The sequence below is a fragment of the uncultured Ilumatobacter sp. genome (assembly GCF_963980585.1).
Classification (GTDB): Bacteria; Actinomycetota; Acidimicrobiia; order Acidimicrobiales; family Ilumatobacteraceae; genus Ilumatobacter_A.
The window spans coordinates 30153-52103 of sequence record NZ_CAXCAM010000022.1; the positions used below are offsets into that span (position 1 = coordinate 30153).

Genomic DNA, 21951 nt, shown 5'->3' on the forward strand with positions numbered 1-21951 from the left:
CGTCTGATGTCGATACTCATCACAAGATGATGGAGATGACGCCGTTCCGGCGTCTCTGAATATTACGGTTCGGTGATATGCGTACGATGAGATGGAGTCGACTGGGCACGGCGCTCGCGGTTGTCGCTGGCACCCTGGCGCTGGGTGCGCCCGGTTCGCCGACTCCATCTGTGAGCGCTGCTCCGAACGACATCATCGCCGTTGTCGTCGACGGTACGGGCTACGGACATGGGCGCGGCATGAGCCAGTGGGGCGCCTACGGCTATGCGGTGGACCACGGCTGGGACTGGAATCAGATCCTCAGCCACTACTACGGCGGAACCGATTCGAGCACCGTGCCCTCGGGGCAACGCATTCGCGTGCGGCTCACGGGCCTCGATGGGGCCGGAACCGTGGGAGTTGTGTCCTATGGCTCGCCGATCAACTGGAAGGGCGTCACTCGCGCCGCGATGTACGCGGAGGAGACGTCCACGCCTGGCGAGTTCAGGGTCTACGGATCGACCGCACGGTCGTGCCCTGGCCAGTCGACGCTGACCGTTCCGTCCGGCCTGCCGGAGATCGCGAAGGGCTCGCCGGACAGCGGCGCGGTGACCCAGATTCAGACCTTCCTCAAGCAGTACCAGTCGACGGTCATTGCCGTCGACGGCGACTTTGGCAACCAGACTCGCGGATACCTGATCGACTGGCAGGACGCCCAAAGCCTGACCGTCGACGGCATCTGGAACCCTGAGGACGCAGCTCGAGCTCGGTCGATCATCGATGCCGACTCTGGCGGGGGTTTCACCTTGCTTGGCACTGCGACCACAGGCGCCGGCAACCCGCTCAGCTTCACGATCGCCAACGGCGACACGTCCTCGATTGCGCCGAATCAGACAATCGGACTGTGCGCGCGAGATCGGACGATCACGCACTACCGCGGCAGCATCGACGTACTGAACACGTCATCCGGGAACCGGGTCGTCAATGACGTCAAGGTCGAGGACTACCTGCGTGGCGTGCTGCCGAAGGAAATCTCCGCCTCGTGGGCGAACGCCGGGGGAGGGGCGGGTGCCAACGCTGTGCGAGCCCAGGCCGTTGCTGCCCGCTCATACGGACTGCAGCAGGCACGCAGCTACTTCTACGACGGTTCGTCGGCGCGCTACGCCACCACCTGCGATACAACCTCGTGTCAGGTTTATGGCGGTGCAGCTCGCCGGTCAACTGCGTCCGGTTCGTCCACATCAGTCGAGCATGTCCTCACCGATGCCGCTGCCGCAGCAACGGCCAATGTCGTCCGCCGCTGGCCGAGCGGGCATTCCAAGGGTGGACAAATCGTTTCGACCGAGTTCTCTGCATCGAACGGTCCACGTACGGCGGGCGGCGAATTCCCACCCGTCGATGACATCGGCGACGACACGATTTCCAACCCGAACCATCGTTGGACTCGCGTCATCGACGCTGACACCCTCGAGTCGAGATACGGCCTCGGGCAAATCACCTCAGCGGCGATGACCGAGGCAGCGCAAAGCCAATATCGGAGCTACGACGGCATCTGGTTCAACGACATCGTGCTCACTGGCACAAGGGATACCGAACGGATGCAGGCGTGGGACTTTCGCCGCAGCTTCAACCTGCCGTCGCCGGGTTTCACCGTGCGGGTCATTCGCGAGAACACCACATTGAAATCCTTCGGGATGATCGGCGACTCGGTGGGGGAGAGCATCGCTGCTGGCGGGACCTCTGAATTCAACCGACTGATCGATGGCACGTTCGCATCCGCGACGATCAGTACACGGGTGGGCCGATGCACGACACGTATGTCCTGCCCGGGAACCAGCGGTGTCGAACAGGCGGCTCTGCTGCCGACGGGTCTCGACCTGGTCGTCGTCGAACTCGGCTACAACGACATTGCCAGCACGTTTGCCTCGGACATTGATGCCATGATGAACGCGCTCACTGCTCGGGGCGTGGCACGCGTTGCCTGGGTCAACATGGCCGACATTCGAACAACTTCGCAGGGTTCGACGTATGGCCCGATGAATGCTCAACTCTCCGCTGCCGAATCCCGATGGTCCACGCTCACGGTTCTGGACTGGAACGCAGCGAGTGCCAGCGGCGAGGCTCGGGCGCGCTGGTTCGCTGACGGCGTGCATCTCACGACGACCGGTCAAGCCGAATTCGCCCTCTGGCTACGTGGCGAGATTCTTGGCGTTGCACCGAGCCACTACCTCGTCCCGCCGAAGCAGATCCGGATCCCAATCGTCGGTCAACAACTGACGACACCAGCCGGGGTGACCGTCACTGTGCCATCAACGGCATCTGCAGTCGCCATCAACGTCACCAGCGTGCGAGCGTCGCTACCAAGCGTTTTGACGGTATGGCCCTGCGAGTCGAAACGCCAGGAGACTTCGAACCTGAACATGTTGGGGGGCGATGTCATCGCGAACAACGTCATCGCCTCGATTGACTCCGCCGGTGAGATCTGCCTCTTTTCGACTGCCGGGACCGACGTCATTGTTGATGTCACCGGGTGGTTCGAGGACTCCGGCAAGGCCTCGGCGCTGGAGTCGGTGAGTCCGGAACGCATTGTGGACTCGCGCATTGGGCTCAGGTCGCCACAGCGCAGGCTTGGCCCTGCCACGCCACTGATCGTCGACGTTGTCGGTCTGACGGCATCGCGCCCAGACGGGTCGACCGCAACGGCCCCACGTGGCGTGAGCAGCATCGTGATCAATCTCACCGCGGTGAACGCAGCTGCGGCGGGATTCTTCACGGTGTGGCCCTGCGCCGTTGACCGCGAGGAAACGTCGAGCCTCAACTATCGGGCGGGTCACCCGGTTGCCAACGGCATTGTGGCCGCCGTGGACGTCAACGGTCAGGTGTGTGTCCATTCAAAAGTTGCGAGCGACGTGGTCATCGACTTGCAGGGATGGTTCGGCCCGACGAACCCGGCATTCTCAGCTACCGATCCGTACCGGATCGTCGACACGCGCATCGGACGCGGAGCGCCACAGCAGCGCGTCCAACCAAATTCGCCGCTCAATGTTCCGATCCATGGCATTTCGGTCCCGGTGAACGGCCAGAACGTCGCCGTCCCGGCGAACGCTGTGGCCGCAATCATCAACGTGGTTGCGACCGAACCGCTGGCTGCGGGGCACTTGACGGTGTGGGGCTGTGACGGTGGTCCCCCCGTCGCGTCGAACCTCAACTATGTCGCGGGAGCCACAGTTGCCAACGGGGTCATTGCCCCCATTGGTCCTGACGGCTCAATCTGTATCTACACGCACTCAGCAAGCCACATGGTCGTTGACATCGCAGGTTGGCTGGTTGATGGCTACGTCGCTGTTACGCCAGAACGATTCGTCGACACCCGCTACGCAATTGGGCCCGCTCCGACCTGAGTAACGGAGCGGCCGGACCTGATTGCGGTGTGCCCGATGGCCCAGAATTGCTGGCAGTCGACTCTGTCGGAATAGTTTCCTGTGTATGGACATTTCTGGAGCAAGTGCAATCGTCACCGGCGGAGCGTCGGGCATCGGGGCCGCGTCGGCACGCATGTTGGCCGCCCGCGGCGCCAAGGTCGTCATCGCTGACCTGAACGAAGAGGCCGGCAACGCCCTCGCCGACGAGATCGGCGGCGCTTTCGCCAAGGTCGACGTCACCAACACCGACGACATCATCGAGGCCGTTGAGATGGCCAAGTCGATGGGCCCCGTTCGGGTGCTCGTCAACTCGGCCGGCATCGGCTGGGCGCAACGCACGATTGGTCGTGATGGCACGGTCGAGTCGGCGGCGAATCTCGACGCATTCAAGAAGGTCATCGCCATCAACCTGATCGGCTCGTTCGATGCCATCCGCATCGCCGCTACGGCGATGAGCACCACTGAGCCAATGGAGCACGGCGAGCGCGGCGCGATTGTCAACATCGCCTCCGTCGCAGCGTTTGACGGCCAGATTGGGCAGGCCAGCTACTCCGCATCGAAGGGCGGTGTCGTTGGCATGACCCTGCCGATCGCGCGCGACCTGTCCGCCTCGGGCATCCGCGTCAACACGGTTGCACCGGGCCTCATCGACACGCCGATCTACGGCGAGGGCGAAGACAGCGAAGCGTTCAAAGAGAACCTGCAAAAGGGCGTCCTCTTCCCGAAGCGCCTCGGCGACCCAGAGCAGCTCGCTTCGATGGTCATCGAGTGCATCACCAACAGCTACATGAACGCGGAATCCATTCGCGTTGACGGTGGCATCCGCATGCCCCCCAAGTGACATCCGGCGCCTGCTCGCTGTCCAGCCGACTGCCTGCTCAGTTTCGTCGGGGTCGGGACCAGGTGTAACTGAGCGGTGCTGTGAGCTGATCGTTTCCGCTTTCGGGAACACCTCGATGGCTTGGAGGGTTGATCAGTCCATGAAAGCTGTGCTGAATGGAACTGTTCTTGCCGAGTCGGACAACACGGTGGTCGTCGAAGGCAACCACTATTTTCCCGCCGATTCGGTGAAGTCCGAATACCTCACCTCAACCGATCACTCGACGCACTGCCCCTGGAAGGGCGATGCGAGCTACTTCGACATCACCGTCGATGGCGCGACGCAGTCGAACGCGGCATGGTGCTACCCGGCGCCGAAGGAGAAAGCGGCCGAGATCAAAGATCACGTCGCCTTCTACAGCGTCGTCTCCGTCGCGTAGCCCGCTACCGGTGGGCCCGACTCAGGTGGTGTAGTCGGCGTTGAAGCGGACGTAGGTATCGCTGAGGTCGCAGCCCCAGACGGTGGCAGACCCTGCGCCGATGCCCAGACTCACATGAATCACCACGTGGTCGCCCGACATGTAGCTCGACAGCTCGGCCAGCGCCGCGTCGTCAAGCTGGCGCGGATAGACCTCGTCGGATCCGAACCTGATGACGACAGCGTCTTGATTGATGCGCCGATCCTCTGGCTGCTCGCTGCACTTGCCGATGGCCATGGCCACCCGTCCCCAGTTGGGGTCGCCGCCGTGCACAGCGGTCTTCACCAACGGTGAATTGACGACAGCCTTGGCAACCCGCTTCGCCTGGGCGGTATCGACGGCGCCGTCGACAACGACTTCGATCAGTGAGTTTGCTCCCTCGCCATCACGGGCAATCTGCTTGGTCAGGTCAACGGCGACATCGAACAGCGCTGTTTCGAAGGCGGCGAGGTCGACGGCTCCTGCTGCGCCCGACGCCATCACGATCGATGAATCGCTCGTCGACGTGTCGGTGTCGATGCTCACGCAATTGAACGTGCGATCGACGACTCGCCTGAAGATCGCATCGAGATCAGCGGAGTTGATTGCGGCGTCGGTGAAGAGCATCGAGATGTGTGTTGCCATGTCGGGTTCGATCATGCCGACGCCCTTTGCCATCCCGATGATGCGTGCCTCGCCACTCGTCGATGGAATGGAGGCCGTTGCCAGCTTGGGGACCGTGTCCGTGGTCATCATGGCGCGCGCTGGGCCGTCGGCATCGGTACCGGGCAGCGGCTGCGGGATCGAGCCGAGGCCTGCGGTGACTCGATCGATCGGATAGCGACGGCCGATCACGCCGGTCGACGTCAAGACGACGTCGGTGGGATCGCAGCCGACCCGCTCAGCAACGATGTGAGTGACGGTGCCGGCATCGTCGATCCCCGGTTGGCCTGTTGCCACGTTGGCATTCTTCGAGATCACCACGACGGCTTGGGCCATGCCGTTGGCGACGTGGCGGCGGCTGAGCGTGACGCTGGGTCCGGCGAATCGGCTCTGCGTGAAGACTGCGGCGGTCGGCACGACAGCATCACAGGCAATCACGACGAAGTCGTCGGTCTCATCCTTGATACCCAGGTTCGTGACGTACGAACGGAACCCCGCGGGAAGATCGGTCATGGCGCCGAGGCTACGAGTTGGAGTGCGATGGTCAGCGGATGATTTGCCGCGTCAGCCAGCGTTGTCGACGGCTTCTGCTTCGCTGGCCGCCAGACCGTTGGCGATCGACGTGAAGATCGACGCCATGGCCGCAACTTGATCTGCGTCGAGGTGATCGAACACCCGTCGACGAACACTGTCCACATGGTGGGGAGCGGTCCGCTCGAGCAGTTCGCGCCCGGTGGCAGTCAGTGACCCCATCATCACGCGACGGTCAGCGGGCGAGCTCTGGCGCGAGACGTATCCGTCAGCGACCAGCCGATCAAGGCGTCGAGTGAGACCGCTCGGCGAGAGTTGGAGAATGTCGGCAAGATCACACATCCGCATTGACTGCTCTTCGGCCTCGGAGAGGTATACGAGGACCTGGTAGTCGCCGAGAGTGAGGCCCTGGCTGGCGAGGTCTCGCTCGATCGCATTGATCAGATCGCCCTGCACCTCGATGTAGGCCCGCCAGGCATCCATCTCACGTGAGGTCAACCAGTTACCCACAGACGTTGTACTCACAACTTCCAGGATATCGGAAGGCCGGCACGGGACACGACGGCGTGGTCCCGAGTGACGTCGATGCTCAGGCAATCCGTTCAGCAACGGCTTGGGCGCACCGCCGACCGGAATACAGTGCCCCTTGCGTCGATGCGGTATCGCGATGGTCACCGCAGACGAAGCGGCCGTCGGTCATCGCAACCGCTTGCTTGGGTGAGAACGGAGGCTGTTGCCCAGGCTGGCCATGGGCGATCCGGTACGTGTCGATGTGGTCCCAGGTGTCGACCTGTGCGCCCCACCAAGATCGGAGCTGCCGACGAGCCACCGTCGCCAGGTCGCCATCAGCATGGCCGGGCATGGCTGCAGCGATGAGGTGGCGTCCCGCTGGTGCGTAGCTTGGCGCAACGTTGCTCATCACGGCCACGTTGAGGACTGGGCCGGCACCCGTGCCATCGAGAATGACGAGCTTGGTATCGGTCGGCGCCGCGTCAGCGGCGAAGTAGACACATCCGACTGCCTTCGATGCGACGGTGGGCAGACCGAGCAGTGCTGATGCGGCAGGACCCTCGGTCGCGACCACAACGGCGTCATGCTCGACGTGGACCCCACCGTCGATGGTGACCGAGTTGGCAGTGGCCGAGGCCACCGGCGTTTCGAGCCGAATGGTTTCGGCAGGCAGGCGAGCAGCAAGCTGGTCCGGGATTGCCTGCATGCCAGCGGCGGGGACAACCGAGTCGCCGTCAGCAAGCATCCGGAAGATGATGTCGAACATGCGCCGACTGTCGCCAAGATCAGGGTCGAGCTGAATGCCGCCGACCAGTGGCGTGAAGAATCGCTCAATGATGCGGTCGGAGAAGCCGAACTTGGACAACGCATCGTGTGTGGTGATGTCGTCGTTCTGCAGCAGCTTCGACGGGTGCACGCTTCGAACGCTGTGACGCAACTGAGCAATGCGCGCCTTGTCGAGCAGCGACCCAATGGGCGCGGTCGCGGTCGCGAAGGTCGAGCGGGGCATCCGGAACGGATCAGCAACGACTGACCCTTTGCCATTCCGCCAAACCAGGGCGCCGGGATCGAAAGCCTGGAGGTCAAGAGCCTCCATGTCGAGCTGTCGATGCATCTCGGGATACGCGGTCAACGCCACCTGGAATCCGCGATCCAAAGTGAAGCCATCGACGATGTCACTGCGAACTCTGCCCCCGACGCCGTCACTCGCCTCGTAGACGGTCACGTCCACTCCGGCGGCATGCAATTCGTTGGCACAGGCGAGGCCGGCCAGTCCGGCGCCGATGATGGCGACAGTCACCGGCCCAGGACCGCGCGCAGAGCTGTTTCGAGGTCGGGGTGCTCAAATGTGAAGCCGGCGTCATCCTGTAAGACCTGCGGGAACACCTTCTGGCCAGTGAAAAGCAGGTTCTCCGCCAGTTCGCTTCCGAGCAGCAACTTCGGCCCGAACTTCGGCGTCGGCAGGAACGTCGGACGCTTGAGCACGCTGCCCAGCGTGTTGGCAAAGTCTGCCTGCGTCGTCGGCTGCGGTGCGGTCAGGTTGACGGGGCCCGCGATGTCGCCGGTGAGGAGATGGGTGATTGCCCGCACCTCGTCGTCGATGGAGATCCAACTCCACCATTGCTCACCCGAGCCGATCGTGCCGCCTGCGCCGAGCTTGAACAGCGGCAGCTGCTTCTTCAGCGCGCCGCCCTTGGCCGAGAGCACGATGCCAGTCCGCAGGAACACCACGCGGACTCCGGCCGCGGTTGCAGGCTCGGTGCACTGTTCCCACTCGACGGTGAGGTCGGCGAGGAAGCCTGTACCCGGCGTCGAAGTCTCGTCAAGGTCTTCGTCGCCTCGCGCGCCATAGACGCCGACCGCCGAGCCCGAGAGCAGCACCTTTGGGCCGTTGCTGCATACGGCAATGGCATTGGCGAGCAATGCTGTTCCTTTGGTTCGACTTTCGACGAGGACTCGCTTGTAGTCGTCCGACCAGCGTTTGTCGCCGATTCCAGCACCTGCAAGGTGCACCACAGCATCGATCCCCTCCAACTGGGCGGCGAGGTCTGCGACGGCAGCTTCTTGGTCAGCAGTGCCGTTCGGTGACCAACTGATCTCGTCGTCGCCGGCCTCGCGGCGGACGACTCGGACAGGGGTGTGGCCGACGGATTCGAGATGGGTGATCAGAGCAGTTCCGACAAGGCCTGAGGATCCGGTAATTGCAACGCGCATACCAAGGACAGTACGACCCGTTCACGCTGGAGACCACTCGCGAGTCCGAATCCCGGGTGTTCTCGAGTCAAAGCCCAATCAGCAAGACGCGGAATGCCGCGACGAACTCGAGACGGCTCAGGCTTCAGAGATGATTTGATCGAGCAACGCGCCGTTGACGGCGCCGGCAACCGATTCGATCGAGCCGTCGGTCTTCACGATCGCCATGGCGGGTTGGAACGCCACGTCGAATCGGTTGTAGATGACGCCAGGGTCATCGCTGATCTGCGGAAAAGTCAGACCGTGCTTGTCGATGAACCCCTGGAATGAGTCATCGTCGCCAGTCCATGCGACTCCGATGAAGTTGACGGAGTCACCGAACTTTGCTGCTGCCTCCTCGACCGAGGGGGCTTCACGATTGCAGGTGCTTCAAGTGGGAGCCCAGAACCAGAAGACCGTTGGCTTGCCGGCCAGGGTGGTGGCATCGAGTTCGCCACCGCCAACGAGTGGAGCGCTGAACTGCAGCGCGGCGGGGGCGGCGGCCGCATCGCTGTCGGATATCGCATCGTCGCCGGCTGCTGCATCACCAGTTGCCTCTGCAGCCGGAACCTCTGCAGCTGGCACCTCGGTTGCTGGCTCGGCCGCGATCTCCGTCGCCGAGTCGGTCGCGGACCCACCGCTACACGCCGTCAACAGCAGGCTGCCCGCAGCGATGGCGCCAAGCACCCGTGTCGACTTCATGCCGCCACACTAACGCTGGCGCCAGTGGGTGACGGCCCGTGCCTCCTGGGTTTCGCGGACGTTTCGCGGTCATCACGATCACCGTCACCGTCACCATCACCGTCACCATCACCATCGCCGTCACCATGGCGACCAGTATCCCGATCAGCGTGCTCCAGCGAGCGGGATGCGCGCTCGCACCCGCAGATCCGGCCCGTAGCCTTTCTGACGATGAAGACGCGGACCCTGTTGCTGCTTTCGGTCGGGACAGCACTGATGATCTTGCTCGCCGGTGGTGCGCTGCTGTTCCAGTTGTCCAACCAGGAGTCGACGAGCGCCTCGCTCGCGTTCGGGCAGGTCACAACTGTTGGCGACGTCGACGTGACCGTCAATGGATCAGACGTCGTCGCCGACACGCTCGTCGTTTCGGTGGCAATCTCCGGAGTGGACGACATCGACGGTATCGAGAGCTTCCGTCTCGTCACGGGCGACCGACGGCTGGACCCAATTGCTGCACCGGCAGCAGGTCGTTGTGCCGAGATCACCGTTGCCGTGCAAGAGTGCGCCATCGAGTTCGACATCAGTGCCAGTCAGGGCACGAGCCGAGTCCTGGTCTTGCGTCGTGGTGAAGATCAAGCGACCTGGCGGCTCGGCTGACCGGTTTGGCGACGACCGCAGAACCCGCCGCGCAGCCCCTCGCACAACCCCTGTCGACCGCCATTCCCGCGTGCCTGGTGGCCGGACCACTGGTTACCGGCGGGTACCGCGGGACGGGTGGCCAGGATGGCGCTACCGTGCTGGACGATGAGTGATCAGTTTGACGTCATAGTGATCGGTGGGGGCCCAGGTGGGTACTCCGCAGCCCTGTACGGAGCATCGGCCGGGCTCAACGTGGCCCTGGTTGAAATGGATGCACTGGGTGGCACCTGCCTCAACCGTGGCTGCATTCCGGCCAAGGCGTTCCTTGAGACCGCCGCGGTGAAACGACACGTCGACCATGCGGCAGAATTCGGTATCAATTCCGGCGGCCCGGCGACGGTCGACTTCGCACGGACCCAGGCGCGCAAACAGGGCATCGTCGATGGTCTCGTTGGCGGCATCGCTGCGATGTGCAAGGGACGCAACGTTGAAGTGTTCAACGGAACCGGCTCGCTCGGTCCAGGTCGCACCGTCGGCGTTGCGATGAACGACGGTTCGAAGGCGATCATCACGGGGACCAACGTGATCCTCGCCACCGGCTCGGTACCACGCACCATTCCCGGCTTCGACCGTGGTGGCCCCATCATGACGAGCGACGAGGTGCTTGACCTCGACTACGTTCCGTCGCGCGTCGCGGTCATCGGTGGCGGTGCCATCGGCTGCGAGTTCGCTTCCACGTTCGCCGATCTCGGTGCCGAAGTCACCATTCTCGAGGGCGCGCCGAAAATCCTGCCGGGCCTCGACAAGGACGTCGCGAAGGTCGTCGAGCGCTCGTTCAAGAAGAAGAAGATCGCTCTGAAGACCGGGATCATGGTCAATGGACATGAGCCGAACGACTCCGGTGGCACGAAAGTCAACTTCGGTGACGGCGAGAGCGTCGAGGTCGATGCTGTGGTCGTATCCGTGGGCCGCCGACCGCTGGCCGATCATCTCGGTCTCGAGGGCACTGCCGTTGTCGTTGACGAGCGTGGCTTTGTGCAGGTCAACGAGTTCTGTGAGACCGGCGAGCCTGGCGTCTACGCCGTCGGCGACTTGATCAACACCCCGCAACTTGCGCACGTCGGCTACGCCGAGGCGATTCTCACCATCAAGCACCTGCTCGGCGAGTCACCGATGCCAGTGATGTACGACAAGGTGCCATGGGCCATTTACTGCCACCCCGAAGTTGCCTGGGCCGGACCGGGCGAACAGCAGGCGAAGGACGCCGGCCACGACGTCGTCGTCGGCAAGCATCCGTTCAAGTTCAACAGCCGCGCTCAGATCGTTGGCGAGACCGAAGGCCTCGTGAAGGTCATCGCCAAGAAGAATGCTGATGGCACCGCTGGCCAGATTCTCGGCGTTCATATGGTCGGCCCCTGGGTCACCGAGCAACTGTCCGGCGGCTACCTGGCCGTCAACTGGGAAGCCACCGTCGACGACGTCGCGGAATTCCTGCAGCCTCATCCGAGTTTGAGTGAGTTGTTCGGCGAAACCGTGCTCTCTCTCACCGGTCGCAATTTCAACGGCTGATCACGCCGGCCCAACTCCTCAGCACGACACCAGTTACGACTTCAGTAAGGACACCCCATGGCAGACGTCATTCTTCCTCAGCTCGGCGAGACCGTCACCGAAGGCACGATCACACAGTGGTTCAAGAGCGTCGGTGACACCGTCGCCGAAGATGAGCCGTTGTTTGAGGTGTCGACTGACAAAGTCGACACCGAGGTGCCGTCGCCAGTATCGGGCACGCTGACCGAGATCCGCGTCGAAGAAGGCGACACTGTCGATGTCGGCACCGTGATTGCCGTGGTCGGAGATGCTGACGGAGCCGCACCGGCAGCTCCTGCTGCAGAACCCGCCGCTGCAGCCGCTCCGGCTCCCGCTCCCGCTCCCGCTGCGGCTCCGGTCGCAGCCCCGCCTCCTGCTCCTGCTCCTGCTCCTGCTGCAGCGCCCGCTCCGGCCGCAGCGCCCGCTCCGGCGCCCGCTCCGGTCGCAGAGTCGACCACCGCTCAGGCGGGCGACAATCGCCTGCTCTCGCCGGTCGTCCGCCGACTCGTCAACGAGAACGGCCTCAACCCCGACTCGATTGCCGGAACGGGTCCCGGAGGTCGCATCACTCGCGATGACGTGCTCGATCACATCGACGCCAAGAGCACCGGGACCGCTGCGGCAGCACCGGCTCCGGCAACGCCCCCGCCTTCCGCGCCCGCTGCAGCAGCGCCACCTCCCGCCGCGCCGGCTGCCGCTGCACCCGCTCCTGCCGCACCCGCAGTCGCAGCTGGCGAACGCGACGGCTCGGTCCGTCTGTCCAAGATCCGCCAGCTCACCGGTGCTCACATGGTGATGAGCAAGGCCGTCAGCCCGCACGCCTTCAGCGTGGTCGAGGTGGACTTCGCCAATGTCGACGTCGTCCGTAACAAGGTCAAAGCCGACTGGAAGGCCCAGCACGGCTTCAGCCTCACCTACCTGCCGTTCATCTCGCGTGCGGTCATCGACGGTCTGCGTGAGTTCCCGCATCTCAACGCGAGCGTGGGCGACACCGATCTCGTCGTGCACAACTTCATCGATCTCGGCATTGCCGTCGACCTCGACTATGAAGGCTTGCTCGCGCCGGTCATCCGTGACGCTGAGAGCAAGCGCCTCGGTGCCATCGCGAGCGAGATCTCCGACCTTGCAAACCGTGCTCGCGATCGCAAGCTCAGCCCCGACGAGATCTCCGGTGGCACCTTCACGCTGTCGAACAACGGCTCGGCCGGCTCGGTGCTCACGATGCCGATCATCAACCAGCCTCAGGTCGGCATCATCTCGACCGACGCGATCGTCCGCAAGCCGGTCGTCACGAAGGGGCCGGACGGCGGCGAAGCGATCGCCATCCACCCGGTCGGCAACCTCGCCATGAGCTGGGACCACCGTGCCTTTGACGGCGCATACGCCGCTGGATTCCTCAAGCGGGTGAAGGAAATTCTCGAGACCAAGGACTGGTCAACCGAGCTGTGATCGTGCGCCATGGCTGATCCGCTGCGCGTCCGCTGGTTGGGCACGGTGCCCTACCGCGAGGCGCTGGCCGTCCAAACCTCACTGTTTGAGCACGGCACGGGGCAGCACCTGTTGCTGCTCGAACATCCGCACGTGTTCACCTACGGCCGCACCGCTGATCTTGCGACCAACCTGAAGTGTGAGCCTGCGACGGTCGGCGCTGAACTCGTCGCGGCCAAGCGCGGTGGCGACATCACGTATCACGGCCCCGGTCAGCTCGTCGGGTATCCGATTCTGAACATCGACAACAAGCTCGGGGCTACCGGCCACGTCTGTGGCGTCGAAGGCTTGATCATCGACGTGCTCACCGAACTCGGTGTGCCGAACGCTGGGCGACTCGAGGGGTATGCCGGAGTCTGGCTCGATGCCGGCACCGAACGGGAACGCAAGATCTGTGCAATCGGGGTGCGACTCAAGAAGGGGCGCACGATGCACGGTTTTGCGCTCAACGTGGCGACGGACCTGGCGTTCATGCGCGAACACATCGTGCCATGCGGCATTGGGGACAAGCCGGTCACGTCGCTCGCCGAAGAAGGCATCGACGTCACGATGGAACAGGTTGTCGCCGTTGTCGCCCGCTGTGCAGCAGACCGGTGGGCTGCCGGCGTGGCAGAACGACAGGACGTGGCATGGCGACACGCTGCCGACGGGCGCGACCTCACCGCGTTCTCACGCGGTGAGGGCCCTGGCGAGCAAGTCAAACTTGTGTCCAACCGTGCCGCAGTTCGCCTCGAAGATGCCGGCGTCGACGTGGCAGCCGGCTTGTCGATCGAGACACGCAAGCCCGACTGGTTGCGGCCAAAGGTCGAACTCGGCGCCGAGGTCATGGAGCTGAAGAAGACGATTCGCTCGCTGGACCTCGTCACCGTGTGTGAGGACGCCGGCTGTCCGAACCTCTCCGACTGCTGGTCGGACGGTACGGCGACGTTCATGGTGCTGGGGGAGCGGTGCACCCGGGCGTGTGGCTTCTGCCTGGTCGACACCCGCAAGCCGATGCTGCCCGCCAGCGACGAGCCGGAGCGTGTGGCCGAAGCAATCGATCGGATGCAGCTCGATCATGCCGTGCTGACGATGGTCGCTCGCGACGACCTCGCCGATGGCGGCATGGCGCACGTCGCGGCCTGCGTCGAAGCGATCCGGCTTCGACGCCCGACGGCCAACATCGAGACCCTGATTTCGGACGCCAAGGGCGACGAGGCGTCTCTTGATCTGTTGTTTGCGGCACGTCCTGACGTGATGAACCACAATGTTGAAACGGTCGCACGCCTCCAACGAGCGGTCCGCCCGTCAGCGGGTTACGCCCGGTCGCTTGGCGTGCTTGCCCGAGCCAAGAAGGCAGGCCTCGTCACGAAGACCGGCTTCATGGCGGGGCTCGGTGAGACCGACGACGAGATCGTCGGCCTGCTTGCTGACCTCGCCGACCTGGGCGTCGACATCGTCACCATCGGCCAGTACCTGCGCCCGACATCGAATCATCTCCCGATTGCCCGCTACGCCGAACCCGCCGAGTTCACGCGGTGGAAGCAGATCGGCGAGTCCTTTGGTATCGGCCACGTCGAAGCCAGCCCGCTCACCCGCAGCAGCTATCACGCCAAGTCGGCTGCAGATGCAGTCACCCAGCCAGTCGCGGTGTCGTTGACGCGAGGGTAAACGGGGGGAGACCTCGCGCCGTCAGCCAGCAAGATCCGTCGGCGTTCGCCAGTGAGTTGCGTGTCAGGGTGTCACGAAGTCAGCGACGACGGCGCAGTGATCGCTGGGCCACACGCTGACACCGTCGACCTCGAGGGGCTTGGTCGCCACATTCCAGACGCGAGTCGGATTCCCGACCGGCTTTGGCCGCGGCCACGACGTGAGGAGGTAATCGAGACGACGGTTCGGCCAAGCGCTGTCGGTCGAGTACGGGTTCTCGGCACGCCATGTGTGACCCGGTCCATTGCCGACCTGCTCCCACACATCGGTGAACACGATGCCGTCGACACCCGGGCTGCGGCCGGTGAGCAGCCGCACCTCGTCGCTGTCGGGCACGGCATTGAGGTCTGCGCCGACAATCACCGGCAGATCCGATGTCGGGTCGCCTCGCCACTCGATGCCGAGTTCCAGCAGATGACGGATCTGGCCCTGGCGTGAGGCCGAGGCGTCGAATCGGTGATCGAGATGCGTTGAGGCGATGGGCCACGGGCCCCACGGCGTCGCCACCTCCGCCGCTACGACTCGGCGATGGCCGGGTTCGCCAGCTGCGTTCGGCAAAGGGAGCGAGGCGATCCGTTCGACCGGCCAGCGGGCAAGGATCGCATTCCCGAACGATTCACCATTCCACACGACCGGATCGGTCCGCACGGCGTGCAGACCGAGCGCCGCTGCGAGTTCATCTGCAACGTCGCGGTCGCCGTTGCTCCACACCTCCTGGAGGCAGACGATGTCCGGATCAACGGATCGGATCGTCTCGATGATGGCGGCGAGGCGTTGCTCGAATGGTCCGAACCGCCACCAAAGATTCCATGTCATCACGCGCACGGTCACGCGCTCATCCTGGCAGACCTCTGTCGGTTTTCATCCCACATCAGTGCGAGAGAGCGAAATGGGTTGGCGGTACTCTCGGATTGGTGAGCGCAGCATGGTCGGTCGAACAGGTCGCGTCGGTCGCCCCGTCAGCATCGGCAATGTCAGCTGCTCAGTCGCTTGCCACGCCGACCCGCTGGAGCCAGCTCGGTGCCGACCGCACCGGGGTGTGGGGATCATTTCAGGGCAGCGGTGCGGAGCCGTACGACACGATGGTCGATCATGCACGCCTCGGTTTCGCATGCTCGTGCCCGAGTCGTCAGACGCCGTGTAAGCACGCGTTGGCGCTGCTTCTGCTGTGGGTCCGCGGGCAGATTGCCGACACAGTCGCGCCGTCGCATATCGAAGCGTGGATGCAACGCCGAGGGGCCGCATCGTCCCGAGCCGCGGCCGCGGCAGACAACGAAGCCGGCGAGCTGTCTGGCGGTGGGAATGCGACGGGAAAGCCTGACGCCACGGATGGATCGGGCGCAACCCTCGACGGTGCGGTGATCGGTGACGAGCAGCCGGCGCCACCGACGCCACCACCCGACCCCGATCGCAACACAGCGCGTGACGATCGGGTCGCACGGATGCACGCCGGGCTGGCCGAACTCGACCGATGGCTCGACGACCGGATCAGGACCGGACTCGCTGACCCGTCGCTCGCTCGATACGCCACATGGGACCAACTCGCAGCACGGCTGGTCGATGCGCAGGCCGGCAGTCTGGCCAACCGGGTCCGGAGACTTGCCGGGCTCGTGGGTGCCTCGCCTGACTGGCACGACGACGTGCTCGCTGAGCTCGGGATGCTGCACCTGCTCGCGCAGGCCGGGCGTCGGATCGGAGCGCTGCCCGACTCACTCGCCGACGCGGTGGCGACAACCGTCGGGTGGCAAGTGCGCCAGGCCGACGTCATTGCAGGTGTCCCCGACACCGACGAGTGGCTGATTGCTGGGCGCAGCGATGTGCGCGAAGACCGCATCGAGGTGCGACGGCACTGGCTGCGGGGCGTGAACTCTGGACGATGGGCCTTGGCATTGTCGTTTGCTGCGTACCAGCAGAGCCTCGACACGTCGTTGCCCGTGGGGTCGTCGTTGCGTGCGGACCTGCATCGGTATCCCGGGCCAGCGCTACGCGCACTGGTTGGCACGAGATACCACGATCCAGTTGATCACCCGAGCGTCGCAGCGCAGTTTGCTGCATCGGCCTGCTCAATCGCTGACGGGTGCGCCGAAGTCGGTGTCATGGTGGCGGCTGAGCCGTGGCTTGATCGAGTCCCGGTGACGGTGCACGCTCGCCTCGCTCGGGCTGGACAGGCATGGGCGTTGGCGGATTCCACTGGAAGCATGCCGATCCTCGATCTCGGCACGCGGGCGTTTGACGCCGGGGTGGCGATGCTGCTCGCGGTGTCCGGGGGCAAGCCGGTCGATCTCACCGTCGAGTGGACGCCGCATGGTGTGGTCCCGCTGTCGATCCACCTGCCCGACCGAACCGTTGACATTGGGCCTCGCGCCAACACGTCGTTCGTGAGCGCGGCATGACAACCGAGTCGATGCAGGAACATTGGCAGCAACTCGTGACCGTTGCACTGCTGGGCACCGACCGCAGGGATCCGCCGAATCCGCCGGGCCCCTTGGCCGACCTCGTGGCTGACACCGCCCGGTCGTCACCCTCAGAGCGAATGCTCGCCCAGGTTGCAGCGTGCACTGCCGTTCGGCGTGCCGGGGTAGTGCCGGGGCCGGTCCTCGACGAAATTGTCGTGCCGGACACCGACGCTCGACCGATGTGCGTTCCCGCAGCGGTCGAGCGCTGGCATCACATCACAGCGTCGTGGCCGGTGCTCGAAGACGAGTGGATGCTCACGCTCATCGGCAATGGCTGGCGAATCGCGCCGGAGCTACTCCCCGCGATGTTGCTGCGTCATCGCAGCGACCCGGTCCGACGAACACGTGTGATGGTCGGAGCCGGTGACGCCGGTCGCTGGCTCGTCGGACATCTGGCCGACCTCGAACCCCGACACTCAGCGGTGTCGGTCACCCCCGAGGCGCTGAGTGAGTTGCCCGAACTGCCGATCGCGCCCGAATTGGCAGAGATGCTTGACTGGCCAGGAGCAGAAGCCGGAGCGGTGCTCGCGCAGTCGATCGAGGCCGGATCACTCGGTCAGAGTCACAAGCCAATGCTGGTCAACCTCATCGCACGAGTTCGCCAGGACGCGTTGCGCGACCTTGCTGACGCGCTCAACAGCGTCGACCCGATGGCGACTGGCCACGGGCTGGCCACCGTGCTCGTTGATCTCGCCACCACTCGTCACCGCATGCTCGAGGAGTTGATGCGCTGAGTTTGGCGACGCGATCAGTCGGCGAGTTCGTCGTCGAGTTGCTCGATCAGCGCTTTTGGAGCGATTGATCGGAAGCTCTCTTCGATGAATCGGTGCAGCATGTCGGTGGCGCCGTCGTCAAGACCAGGGATCGGGATGTTGGTCCAGCCATCTTCGCCCATCCCGTACGACATCGCGGAGGCGCCGGGCAGGGTCATTGCCTCGTCGAGAGACTCGATCAGTCGCACACCGATGCTCGGCGCGTCCTGATTGCCGTAGAAGGCAAAAATCTGCTTACGAACTTTTGTGACGCGGCTCTCGTCCCAGGGCGTGTCGAACCATGCCTCGGGCAAGGAGAGCGCAAAGCTCTCAAGTTCGTCCTGGAGCTTCTTCGCTCCACGCATGCTCACGGCCGCCATGACTTCATTGTCGCAGCGGATTTCGGAAATCGGAGAAGAGTCTGGCCACATTTCTGACGGGCGTCCGTCGCCCGCCATCTGAGTAACGTCAACGCCGATGACCATCGCCAACGTCCCGCCGGCTGCCGACATCCTGCGGCCGCACGCTGAGCAGCAGTTCGCGCACGAACTGGCGGCGCTTGCCGCCGTCGATGACCGGGCCCGCCCGCCCGGGTGGAACCTGTCGCCGTGGGCAGTGGTGACCTACCTCCTCGGCGGAACACTCGGCGACGGCTCGATCATCTCACCCAAGTACGTCGGCCAGCAGCGCCTGATTGAAATCGCCGTTGCGACGCTCGCCACTGACCGTGCGCTGCTGCTGCTCGGTGTACCGGGCACGGCCAAAACCTGGGTGAGCGAGCATCTCGCAGCGGCGATCAGCGGCGATTCGACGCTGCTCGTCCAAGGCACCGCAGGCACCACAGAAGAAACGTTGCGGTATGGCTGGAACTATGCCCGGCTGCTCGCCGAGGGACCGTCGAAGGAAGCGCTCGTCCCGGGACCCGTGTATCGCGGGATGGACCGTGGAGCGATCGTGCGTGTCGAGGAACTCACTCGGATGCCACCCGAAGTGCAAGACGCACTGGTCACCGTGCTGTCCGAGAAAGTGCTGCCCATCCCGGAACTCGACAGCGAGATCGCCGCGGTCAGCGGATTCAACCTGATCGCCACGGCCAACGACCGCGATCGTGGGGTCAACGACATCTCGAGCGCACTCCGCCGAAGGTTCAACACCGTCGTCCTGCCTCTGCCCGCAACGGCGGAGGAAGAGATCTCGATCGTCAGCCGACGCGTGGCCGAACTCGGTGTCGCACTCGCGTTGCCCGAGGTTCCGGCAGCGGCCGATGAGATCCGGCGCGTCGTCACGGTGTTCCGCGAACTGCGGTCGGGCGTGACCGACGATCAGCGCACCAGCCTGAAGATGCCGACCGGCACCTTGTCGACGGCCGAAGCGATTTCGGTGGTGACCAATGGTCTGGCGCTGGCCGCGCACTTCGGTGACGGGTCGTTGCAGGCCGGCGACGTGGCCGGTGGGATCGTCGGTGCGGTGGTCAGCGACCCGGTGCACGACCAGGTGGTGTGGCGGGAGTATCTCGAAGGCGTGGTCGCCGAACGGCCGGAGTGGGCCGACTTCTACGAGGCATGCCGCCAACTCGACACGTGACCGACACCGCGACGAGAACTGACACCGCGACGACAAAGGTGCATTTGCTGGGGATCCGGCATCACGGCCCCGGATCTGCTCGCTCAGTGGTCGCAGCGTTGAACGCGATCCGACCGTCGATCGTCCTGGTCGAAGCACCCGCGGACGTCCAGTCGGCATTGCGCTGGGTCGGCGACCCCGGCCTCGTGCCACCGGTGGCACTGCTCGGCTATGTCGTTGCCGAGCCAGCCCGAGCGCTCTTCGCTCCGTTCGCTGCGTTCAGTCCGGAGTGGCAGGCCATCGCCTGGGCGAACACGAACGAGATCGAGGTGCGTGCCATCGACCTCCCGATGGCAAACACGTTTGCAGGCGCCGCCGGGGGCGATGACGCCGCGGCTGAATTGGTGGCCGACGCCGCCCCGCCCGACCCGCTACGGGCACTGGCACTTGCCGCTGGGGATACTGACCCTGAACGCTGGTGGGAGGACGTGATTGAGCATCGCGGTGACGGTGCACCAGCATTCGAATCGGTTGCTGAGGCAATGACCGCAGCGCGCGACGGCACGGTCACCTCGATGGGCGAAGAGCGACGTGAGGCCCACATGCGGCGCGCCATTCGCGCTGCAATCAAAGACGGGCACGAATCGATTGCGGTGGTTTGCGGGGCCTGGCACGTGCCCGCGCTCGACGTCGCTGCGCACGCGGTGAAGACCGACACGGCCACCCTGCGCGGGTTGCCGAAGGTCAAGGTCGCGGCGGCTTGGGTGCCGTGGACGCACCGTCGGCTCACGCAAGCGTCGGGCTACGGCGCCGGCGTGGTCAGCCCGGGTTGGTACCGGCACGTGTTCAATCACCCCGGACCAGACGGTGTGGCCCGATTCTTCGTTGATGCAGCTCGCGTGCTGCGCGACCGTGGTCTGTCTGCATCGCCCGACCATCTGATCGGTGCGACCCGGCTGGCGGACTCACTCGCCGCGATGCGCGGTCGGCCGCGCCCAGGCCTGGCCGAGGTGCTCGACGCCGCCGACTCGGTGATGGGCGGCCTCGACCTGGTCCGCAACGAACTTGTCGTCGGTGATGCGCTCGGCTCCGTTCCCGAACATGCGCCTCAGGTGCCGCTTGCACGTGATCTCGCCAAGGCGCAGAAGACGGCGCGCCTCAAGCCCGATGCCGCGGTGAAGACCGTCGAGGTGGATTTGCGGACGCCGACCGGGTTGCGTAAGTCGCACCTGCTCCATCGGCTGCTTGCGCTCGGCGTGCCCTGGGGAGTCCCAGAGGAAGGGCGTGGATCGTCAGGCACGTTTCGCGAGACCTGGCGCGTGGCGTGGGAACCCGAGCTGTCGATCAGACTCGTCGAGCGATCGGGCTACGGAACCACCGTGGCCTCGGCGGCATCGGCGCGGCTCATCGAACGCGGGCGTGAAGCAAGCGATCTCACCGGGTTGATCAGTGTGCTCGAGGCCGCGCTGTTCGCTGATCTGTCTGATGCCGTGCAGCCCTGCGTTGCGCGACTTGCTGAACGCGCGGCGAACGATCCCGATATTGGCGAGCTGATGGACGCCGTCGTCCCGCTCGCGAACGCGCTGCGGTACGGCGACGTCCGTGGGACCGATGCCTCATCGATGCGTACGGTGTTCGACGGCATCGTCGTCCGCATCCTCGCCGGTGCTGCCGTGGCATGCCGGCAACTCGATGACGATGCCGCGGTCGTGATGGTCGAACGGCTTGCAGGCGTGCAATCGGCGCTTGCGGTACTCGGTCACCCAGCCCGGGAGCGTGATTTCCCGGCGGTGCTTGATCAGCTCGCGTCTGCCCGCAACGTCCACGGCCTTGTGCAAGGTCGAGCGACGCGACTCCTGCACGACGGCGGAGCATGGCAGACGATTGATGTCGAACACCGCCTGTCGCAGGCACTGTCGCCCGGCACGCCCCCGGTCGTCGGCGCAGCGTTCATCGAGGGATTCCTCGCTGGCTCCGGGACCGTGCTCGTCCACGACGCTGACTTGCTCGGCGTCGTCGACCGCTGGCTCTCGTCGTTGACGCCGGTTGCTTTCGATGCAGTGCTCGTCTTGCTCCGCCGAACGTTTGGTGGATTTGAAGCAGCTGAACGGCGCCAGATGATGACGTTGCTGATGGGGCAGATGGCTGCACGGGACGTCGGCTTCGGTACCGACGTCGACCCTGTTCGCTCCGCTGAGGCGCTCCGTACGGTCCGGCACCTCCTCGGTCTCGCCCCGGCAGATGTGACTGCTGCGCACGACGAGGTGCCGGCATGACCTCATCGACAGCTGGCGCAGCTGGTGCGGATGTTGTGCAGGCGCCGCTTCCGCAGGTCTCGGCGTCGGAACGGCGTCGACGTTGGCGGCTGGTGCTCGGCGCTGCGGCCGAAGGAATTGATGACGAGCGGGAGAGCCAGGACGCACCGGGAGCCACCGGCTTGGGTGCAAGCGAAGGCGAAAGTCATGGTCAAGGCGAAGGCGAA

Annotated in this window: 18 protein-coding genes and 2 pseudogenes; 12 read left to right on the forward strand and 8 right to left on the reverse strand. The window is 64.7% G+C overall.

Annotation, left to right across the window (positions count from 1 at the left end; all coding sequences use genetic code 11):
• Window positions 1-77: 77 nt before the first annotated feature.
• From ACH2DW_RS08810 to ACH2DW_RS08820, 3 genes are all read left to right on the forward strand, one after another.
• On the forward strand, window positions 78-3380 hold the full coding sequence (locus ACH2DW_RS08810; protein ID WP_394929369.1) for a SpoIID/LytB domain-containing protein: 3303 nt from the start codon (window positions 78-80) through the stop codon (window positions 3378-3380).
• 85 nt (window positions 3381-3465) lie between these two features.
• Window positions 3466-4242, forward strand: a complete 777-nt coding sequence (locus ACH2DW_RS08815; RefSeq protein WP_394929370.1) for an SDR family NAD(P)-dependent oxidoreductase — start codon at window positions 3466-3468, stop codon at window positions 4240-4242.
• 139 nt (window positions 4243-4381) lie between these two features.
• Window positions 4382-4660, forward strand: a complete 279-nt coding sequence (locus tag ACH2DW_RS08820; RefSeq protein WP_394929371.1) for a DUF427 domain-containing protein — start codon at window positions 4382-4384, stop codon at window positions 4658-4660.
• A 21-nt stretch (window positions 4661-4681) separates the two neighbouring features.
• On the opposite strand, the gene argJ is transcribed toward ACH2DW_RS08820, so the two are convergent.
• From argJ to ACH2DW_RS08850, 6 genes and pseudogenes are all read right to left on the reverse strand, one after another.
• Window positions 4682-5854, reverse strand: coding sequence for a bifunctional glutamate N-acetyltransferase/amino-acid acetyltransferase ArgJ (gene argJ / locus ACH2DW_RS08825; RefSeq protein WP_394929372.1), 1173 nt, complete (start codon window positions 5852-5854; stop codon window positions 4682-4684).
• A 51-nt stretch (window positions 5855-5905) separates the two neighbouring features.
• Entirely contained in the window at window positions 5906-6397 is a 492-nt protein-coding gene (locus ACH2DW_RS08830) for a MarR family winged helix-turn-helix transcriptional regulator (RefSeq protein WP_394929373.1), read from the reverse strand.
• A gap of 64 nt (window positions 6398-6461) precedes the next feature.
• Window positions 6462-7682 carry an NAD(P)/FAD-dependent oxidoreductase gene (locus ACH2DW_RS08835; RefSeq protein ID WP_394929374.1) on the reverse strand — a complete coding sequence of 407 codons (1221 nt, stop codon included), beginning with the start codon at window positions 7680-7682 and terminating at the stop codon, window positions 6462-6464.
• Complete coding sequence (locus ACH2DW_RS08840; RefSeq protein ID WP_394929375.1) at window positions 7679-8596, reverse strand: TIGR01777 family oxidoreductase; 918 nt, start codon at window positions 8594-8596, stop codon at window positions 7679-7681. Before ACH2DW_RS08840 ends, ACH2DW_RS08835 begins: the two co-directional genes overlap by 4 nt.
• A gap of 117 nt (window positions 8597-8713) precedes the next feature.
• Window positions 8714-8989: pseudogene (locus ACH2DW_RS08845) on the reverse strand (TlpA family protein disulfide reductase); the annotation flags it as partial.
• A gap of 15 nt (window positions 8990-9004) precedes the next feature.
• On the reverse strand, window positions 9005-9316 hold the full coding sequence (locus ACH2DW_RS08850; protein WP_394929376.1) for a hypothetical protein: 312 nt from the start codon (window positions 9314-9316) through the stop codon (window positions 9005-9007).
• 210 nt (window positions 9317-9526) lie between these two features.
• Between ACH2DW_RS08850 and ACH2DW_RS08855 the strand changes: the two genes are divergently transcribed.
• From ACH2DW_RS08855 to lipA, 4 genes are all read left to right on the forward strand, one after another.
• Window positions 9527-9952 carry a hypothetical protein gene (locus ACH2DW_RS08855; RefSeq protein ID WP_394929377.1) on the forward strand — a complete coding sequence of 142 codons (426 nt, stop codon included), beginning with the start codon at window positions 9527-9529 and terminating at the stop codon, window positions 9950-9952.
• Between the two features lie 147 nt (window positions 9953-10099).
• A complete protein-coding gene (gene lpdA, locus ACH2DW_RS08860; protein ID WP_394929378.1) occupies window positions 10100-11503 on the forward strand; it encodes a dihydrolipoyl dehydrogenase in 1404 nt (467 codons plus the stop codon).
• A gap of 57 nt (window positions 11504-11560) precedes the next feature.
• Complete coding sequence (locus tag ACH2DW_RS08865; protein WP_394929379.1) at window positions 11561-12970, forward strand: dihydrolipoamide acetyltransferase family protein; 1410 nt, start codon at window positions 11561-11563, stop codon at window positions 12968-12970.
• Between the two features lie 9 nt (window positions 12971-12979).
• A complete protein-coding gene (gene lipA / locus ACH2DW_RS08870) occupies window positions 12980-14659 on the forward strand; it encodes a lipoyl synthase (RefSeq protein WP_394929380.1) in 1680 nt (559 codons plus the stop codon).
• A 63-nt stretch (window positions 14660-14722) separates the two neighbouring features.
• Here lipA and ACH2DW_RS08875 read toward each other — a convergent pair whose 3' ends face one another.
• The gene (locus ACH2DW_RS08875) at window positions 14723-15514 is read right to left on the reverse strand and encodes an endonuclease/exonuclease/phosphatase family protein (protein ID WP_394929381.1); all 792 of its coding nucleotides are present in this window, start codon (window positions 15512-15514) and stop codon (window positions 14723-14725) included.
• Between the two features lie 98 nt (window positions 15515-15612).
• On the opposite strand from ACH2DW_RS08875, the gene ACH2DW_RS08880 reads away from it, so the two are divergent.
• Both ACH2DW_RS08880 and ACH2DW_RS08885 read left to right on the forward strand, forming a co-directional pair.
• Window positions 15613-17091 carry an SWIM zinc finger family protein gene (locus ACH2DW_RS08880; protein ID WP_394929382.1) on the forward strand — a complete coding sequence of 493 codons (1479 nt, stop codon included), beginning with the start codon at window positions 15613-15615 and terminating at the stop codon, window positions 17089-17091.
• The gene (locus tag ACH2DW_RS08885; RefSeq protein ID WP_394929383.1) at window positions 17088-17888 is read left to right on the forward strand and encodes a hypothetical protein; all 801 of its coding nucleotides are present in this window, start codon (window positions 17088-17090) and stop codon (window positions 17886-17888) included. Before ACH2DW_RS08880 ends, ACH2DW_RS08885 begins: the two co-directional genes overlap by 4 nt.
• Window positions 17889-17902: 14 nt before the next feature.
• Here ACH2DW_RS08885 and ACH2DW_RS08890 read toward each other — a convergent pair whose 3' ends face one another.
• Window positions 17903-18286 (reverse strand): MmcQ/YjbR family DNA-binding protein, encoded by a 384-nt coding sequence (locus ACH2DW_RS08890; RefSeq protein ID WP_394929384.1) that lies wholly within the window; start codon window positions 18284-18286, stop codon window positions 17903-17905.
• Between the two features lie 97 nt (window positions 18287-18383).
• Between ACH2DW_RS08890 and ACH2DW_RS08895 the strand changes: the two genes are divergently transcribed.
• From ACH2DW_RS08895 to ACH2DW_RS08905, 3 genes and pseudogenes are all read left to right on the forward strand, one after another.
• Entirely contained in the window at window positions 18384-19490 is a 1107-nt protein-coding gene (locus tag ACH2DW_RS08895; RefSeq protein ID WP_394929385.1) for an AAA family ATPase, read from the forward strand.
• Window positions 19487-21745, forward strand: coding sequence for a DUF5682 family protein (locus ACH2DW_RS08900; RefSeq protein WP_394929386.1), 2259 nt, complete (start codon window positions 19487-19489; stop codon window positions 21743-21745). The genes ACH2DW_RS08895 and ACH2DW_RS08900 overlap by 4 nt, the downstream gene beginning before the upstream one ends.
• Window positions 21742-21951: pseudogene (locus ACH2DW_RS08905) on the forward strand (hypothetical protein); the annotation flags it as partial. The gene ACH2DW_RS08900 and the pseudogene ACH2DW_RS08905, both read left to right, overlap by 4 nt.

Excerpts from the sequence above, each read along its gene's own strand:
- ACH2DW_RS08810 (WP_394929369.1), top strand. The coding sequence starts at position 78 with ATGCGTACGATGAGATGGAGTCGACTGGGCACGGCGCTCGCGGTTGTC.
- ACH2DW_RS08815 (WP_394929370.1), top strand. The coding sequence starts at position 3,466 with ATGGACATTTCTGGAGCAAGTGCAATCGTCACCGGCGGAGCGTCGGGC.
- ACH2DW_RS08820 (WP_394929371.1), top strand. The coding sequence starts at position 4,382 with ATGAAAGCTGTGCTGAATGGAACTGTTCTTGCCGAGTCGGACAACACG.
- argJ (WP_394929372.1), bottom strand. The coding sequence starts at position 5,854 with ATGACCGATCTTCCCGCGGGGTTCCGTTCGTACGTCACGAACCTGGGT.
- ACH2DW_RS08840 (WP_394929375.1), bottom strand. The coding sequence starts at position 8,596 with ATGCGCGTTGCAATTACCGGATCCTCAGGCCTTGTCGGAACTGCTCTG.
- ACH2DW_RS08850 (WP_394929376.1), bottom strand. The coding sequence starts at position 9,316 with ATGAAGTCGACACGGGTGCTTGGCGCCATCGCTGCGGGCAGCCTGCTG.
- ACH2DW_RS08855 (WP_394929377.1), top strand. The coding sequence starts at position 9,527 with ATGAAGACGCGGACCCTGTTGCTGCTTTCGGTCGGGACAGCACTGATG.
- lpdA (WP_394929378.1), top strand. The coding sequence starts at position 10,100 with ATGAGTGATCAGTTTGACGTCATAGTGATCGGTGGGGGCCCAGGTGGG.
- ACH2DW_RS08865 (WP_394929379.1), top strand. The coding sequence starts at position 11,561 with ATGGCAGACGTCATTCTTCCTCAGCTCGGCGAGACCGTCACCGAAGGC.
- lipA (WP_394929380.1), top strand. The coding sequence starts at position 12,980 with ATGGCTGATCCGCTGCGCGTCCGCTGGTTGGGCACGGTGCCCTACCGC.
- ACH2DW_RS08875 (WP_394929381.1), bottom strand. The coding sequence starts at position 15,514 with ATGACATGGAATCTTTGGTGGCGGTTCGGACCATTCGAGCAACGCCTC.
- ACH2DW_RS08885 (WP_394929383.1), top strand. The coding sequence starts at position 17,088 with ATGACAACCGAGTCGATGCAGGAACATTGGCAGCAACTCGTGACCGTT.
- ACH2DW_RS08890 (WP_394929384.1), bottom strand. The coding sequence starts at position 18,286 with ATGGCGGCCGTGAGCATGCGTGGAGCGAAGAAGCTCCAGGACGAACTT.
- ACH2DW_RS08895 (WP_394929385.1), top strand. The coding sequence starts at position 18,384 with ATGACCATCGCCAACGTCCCGCCGGCTGCCGACATCCTGCGGCCGCAC.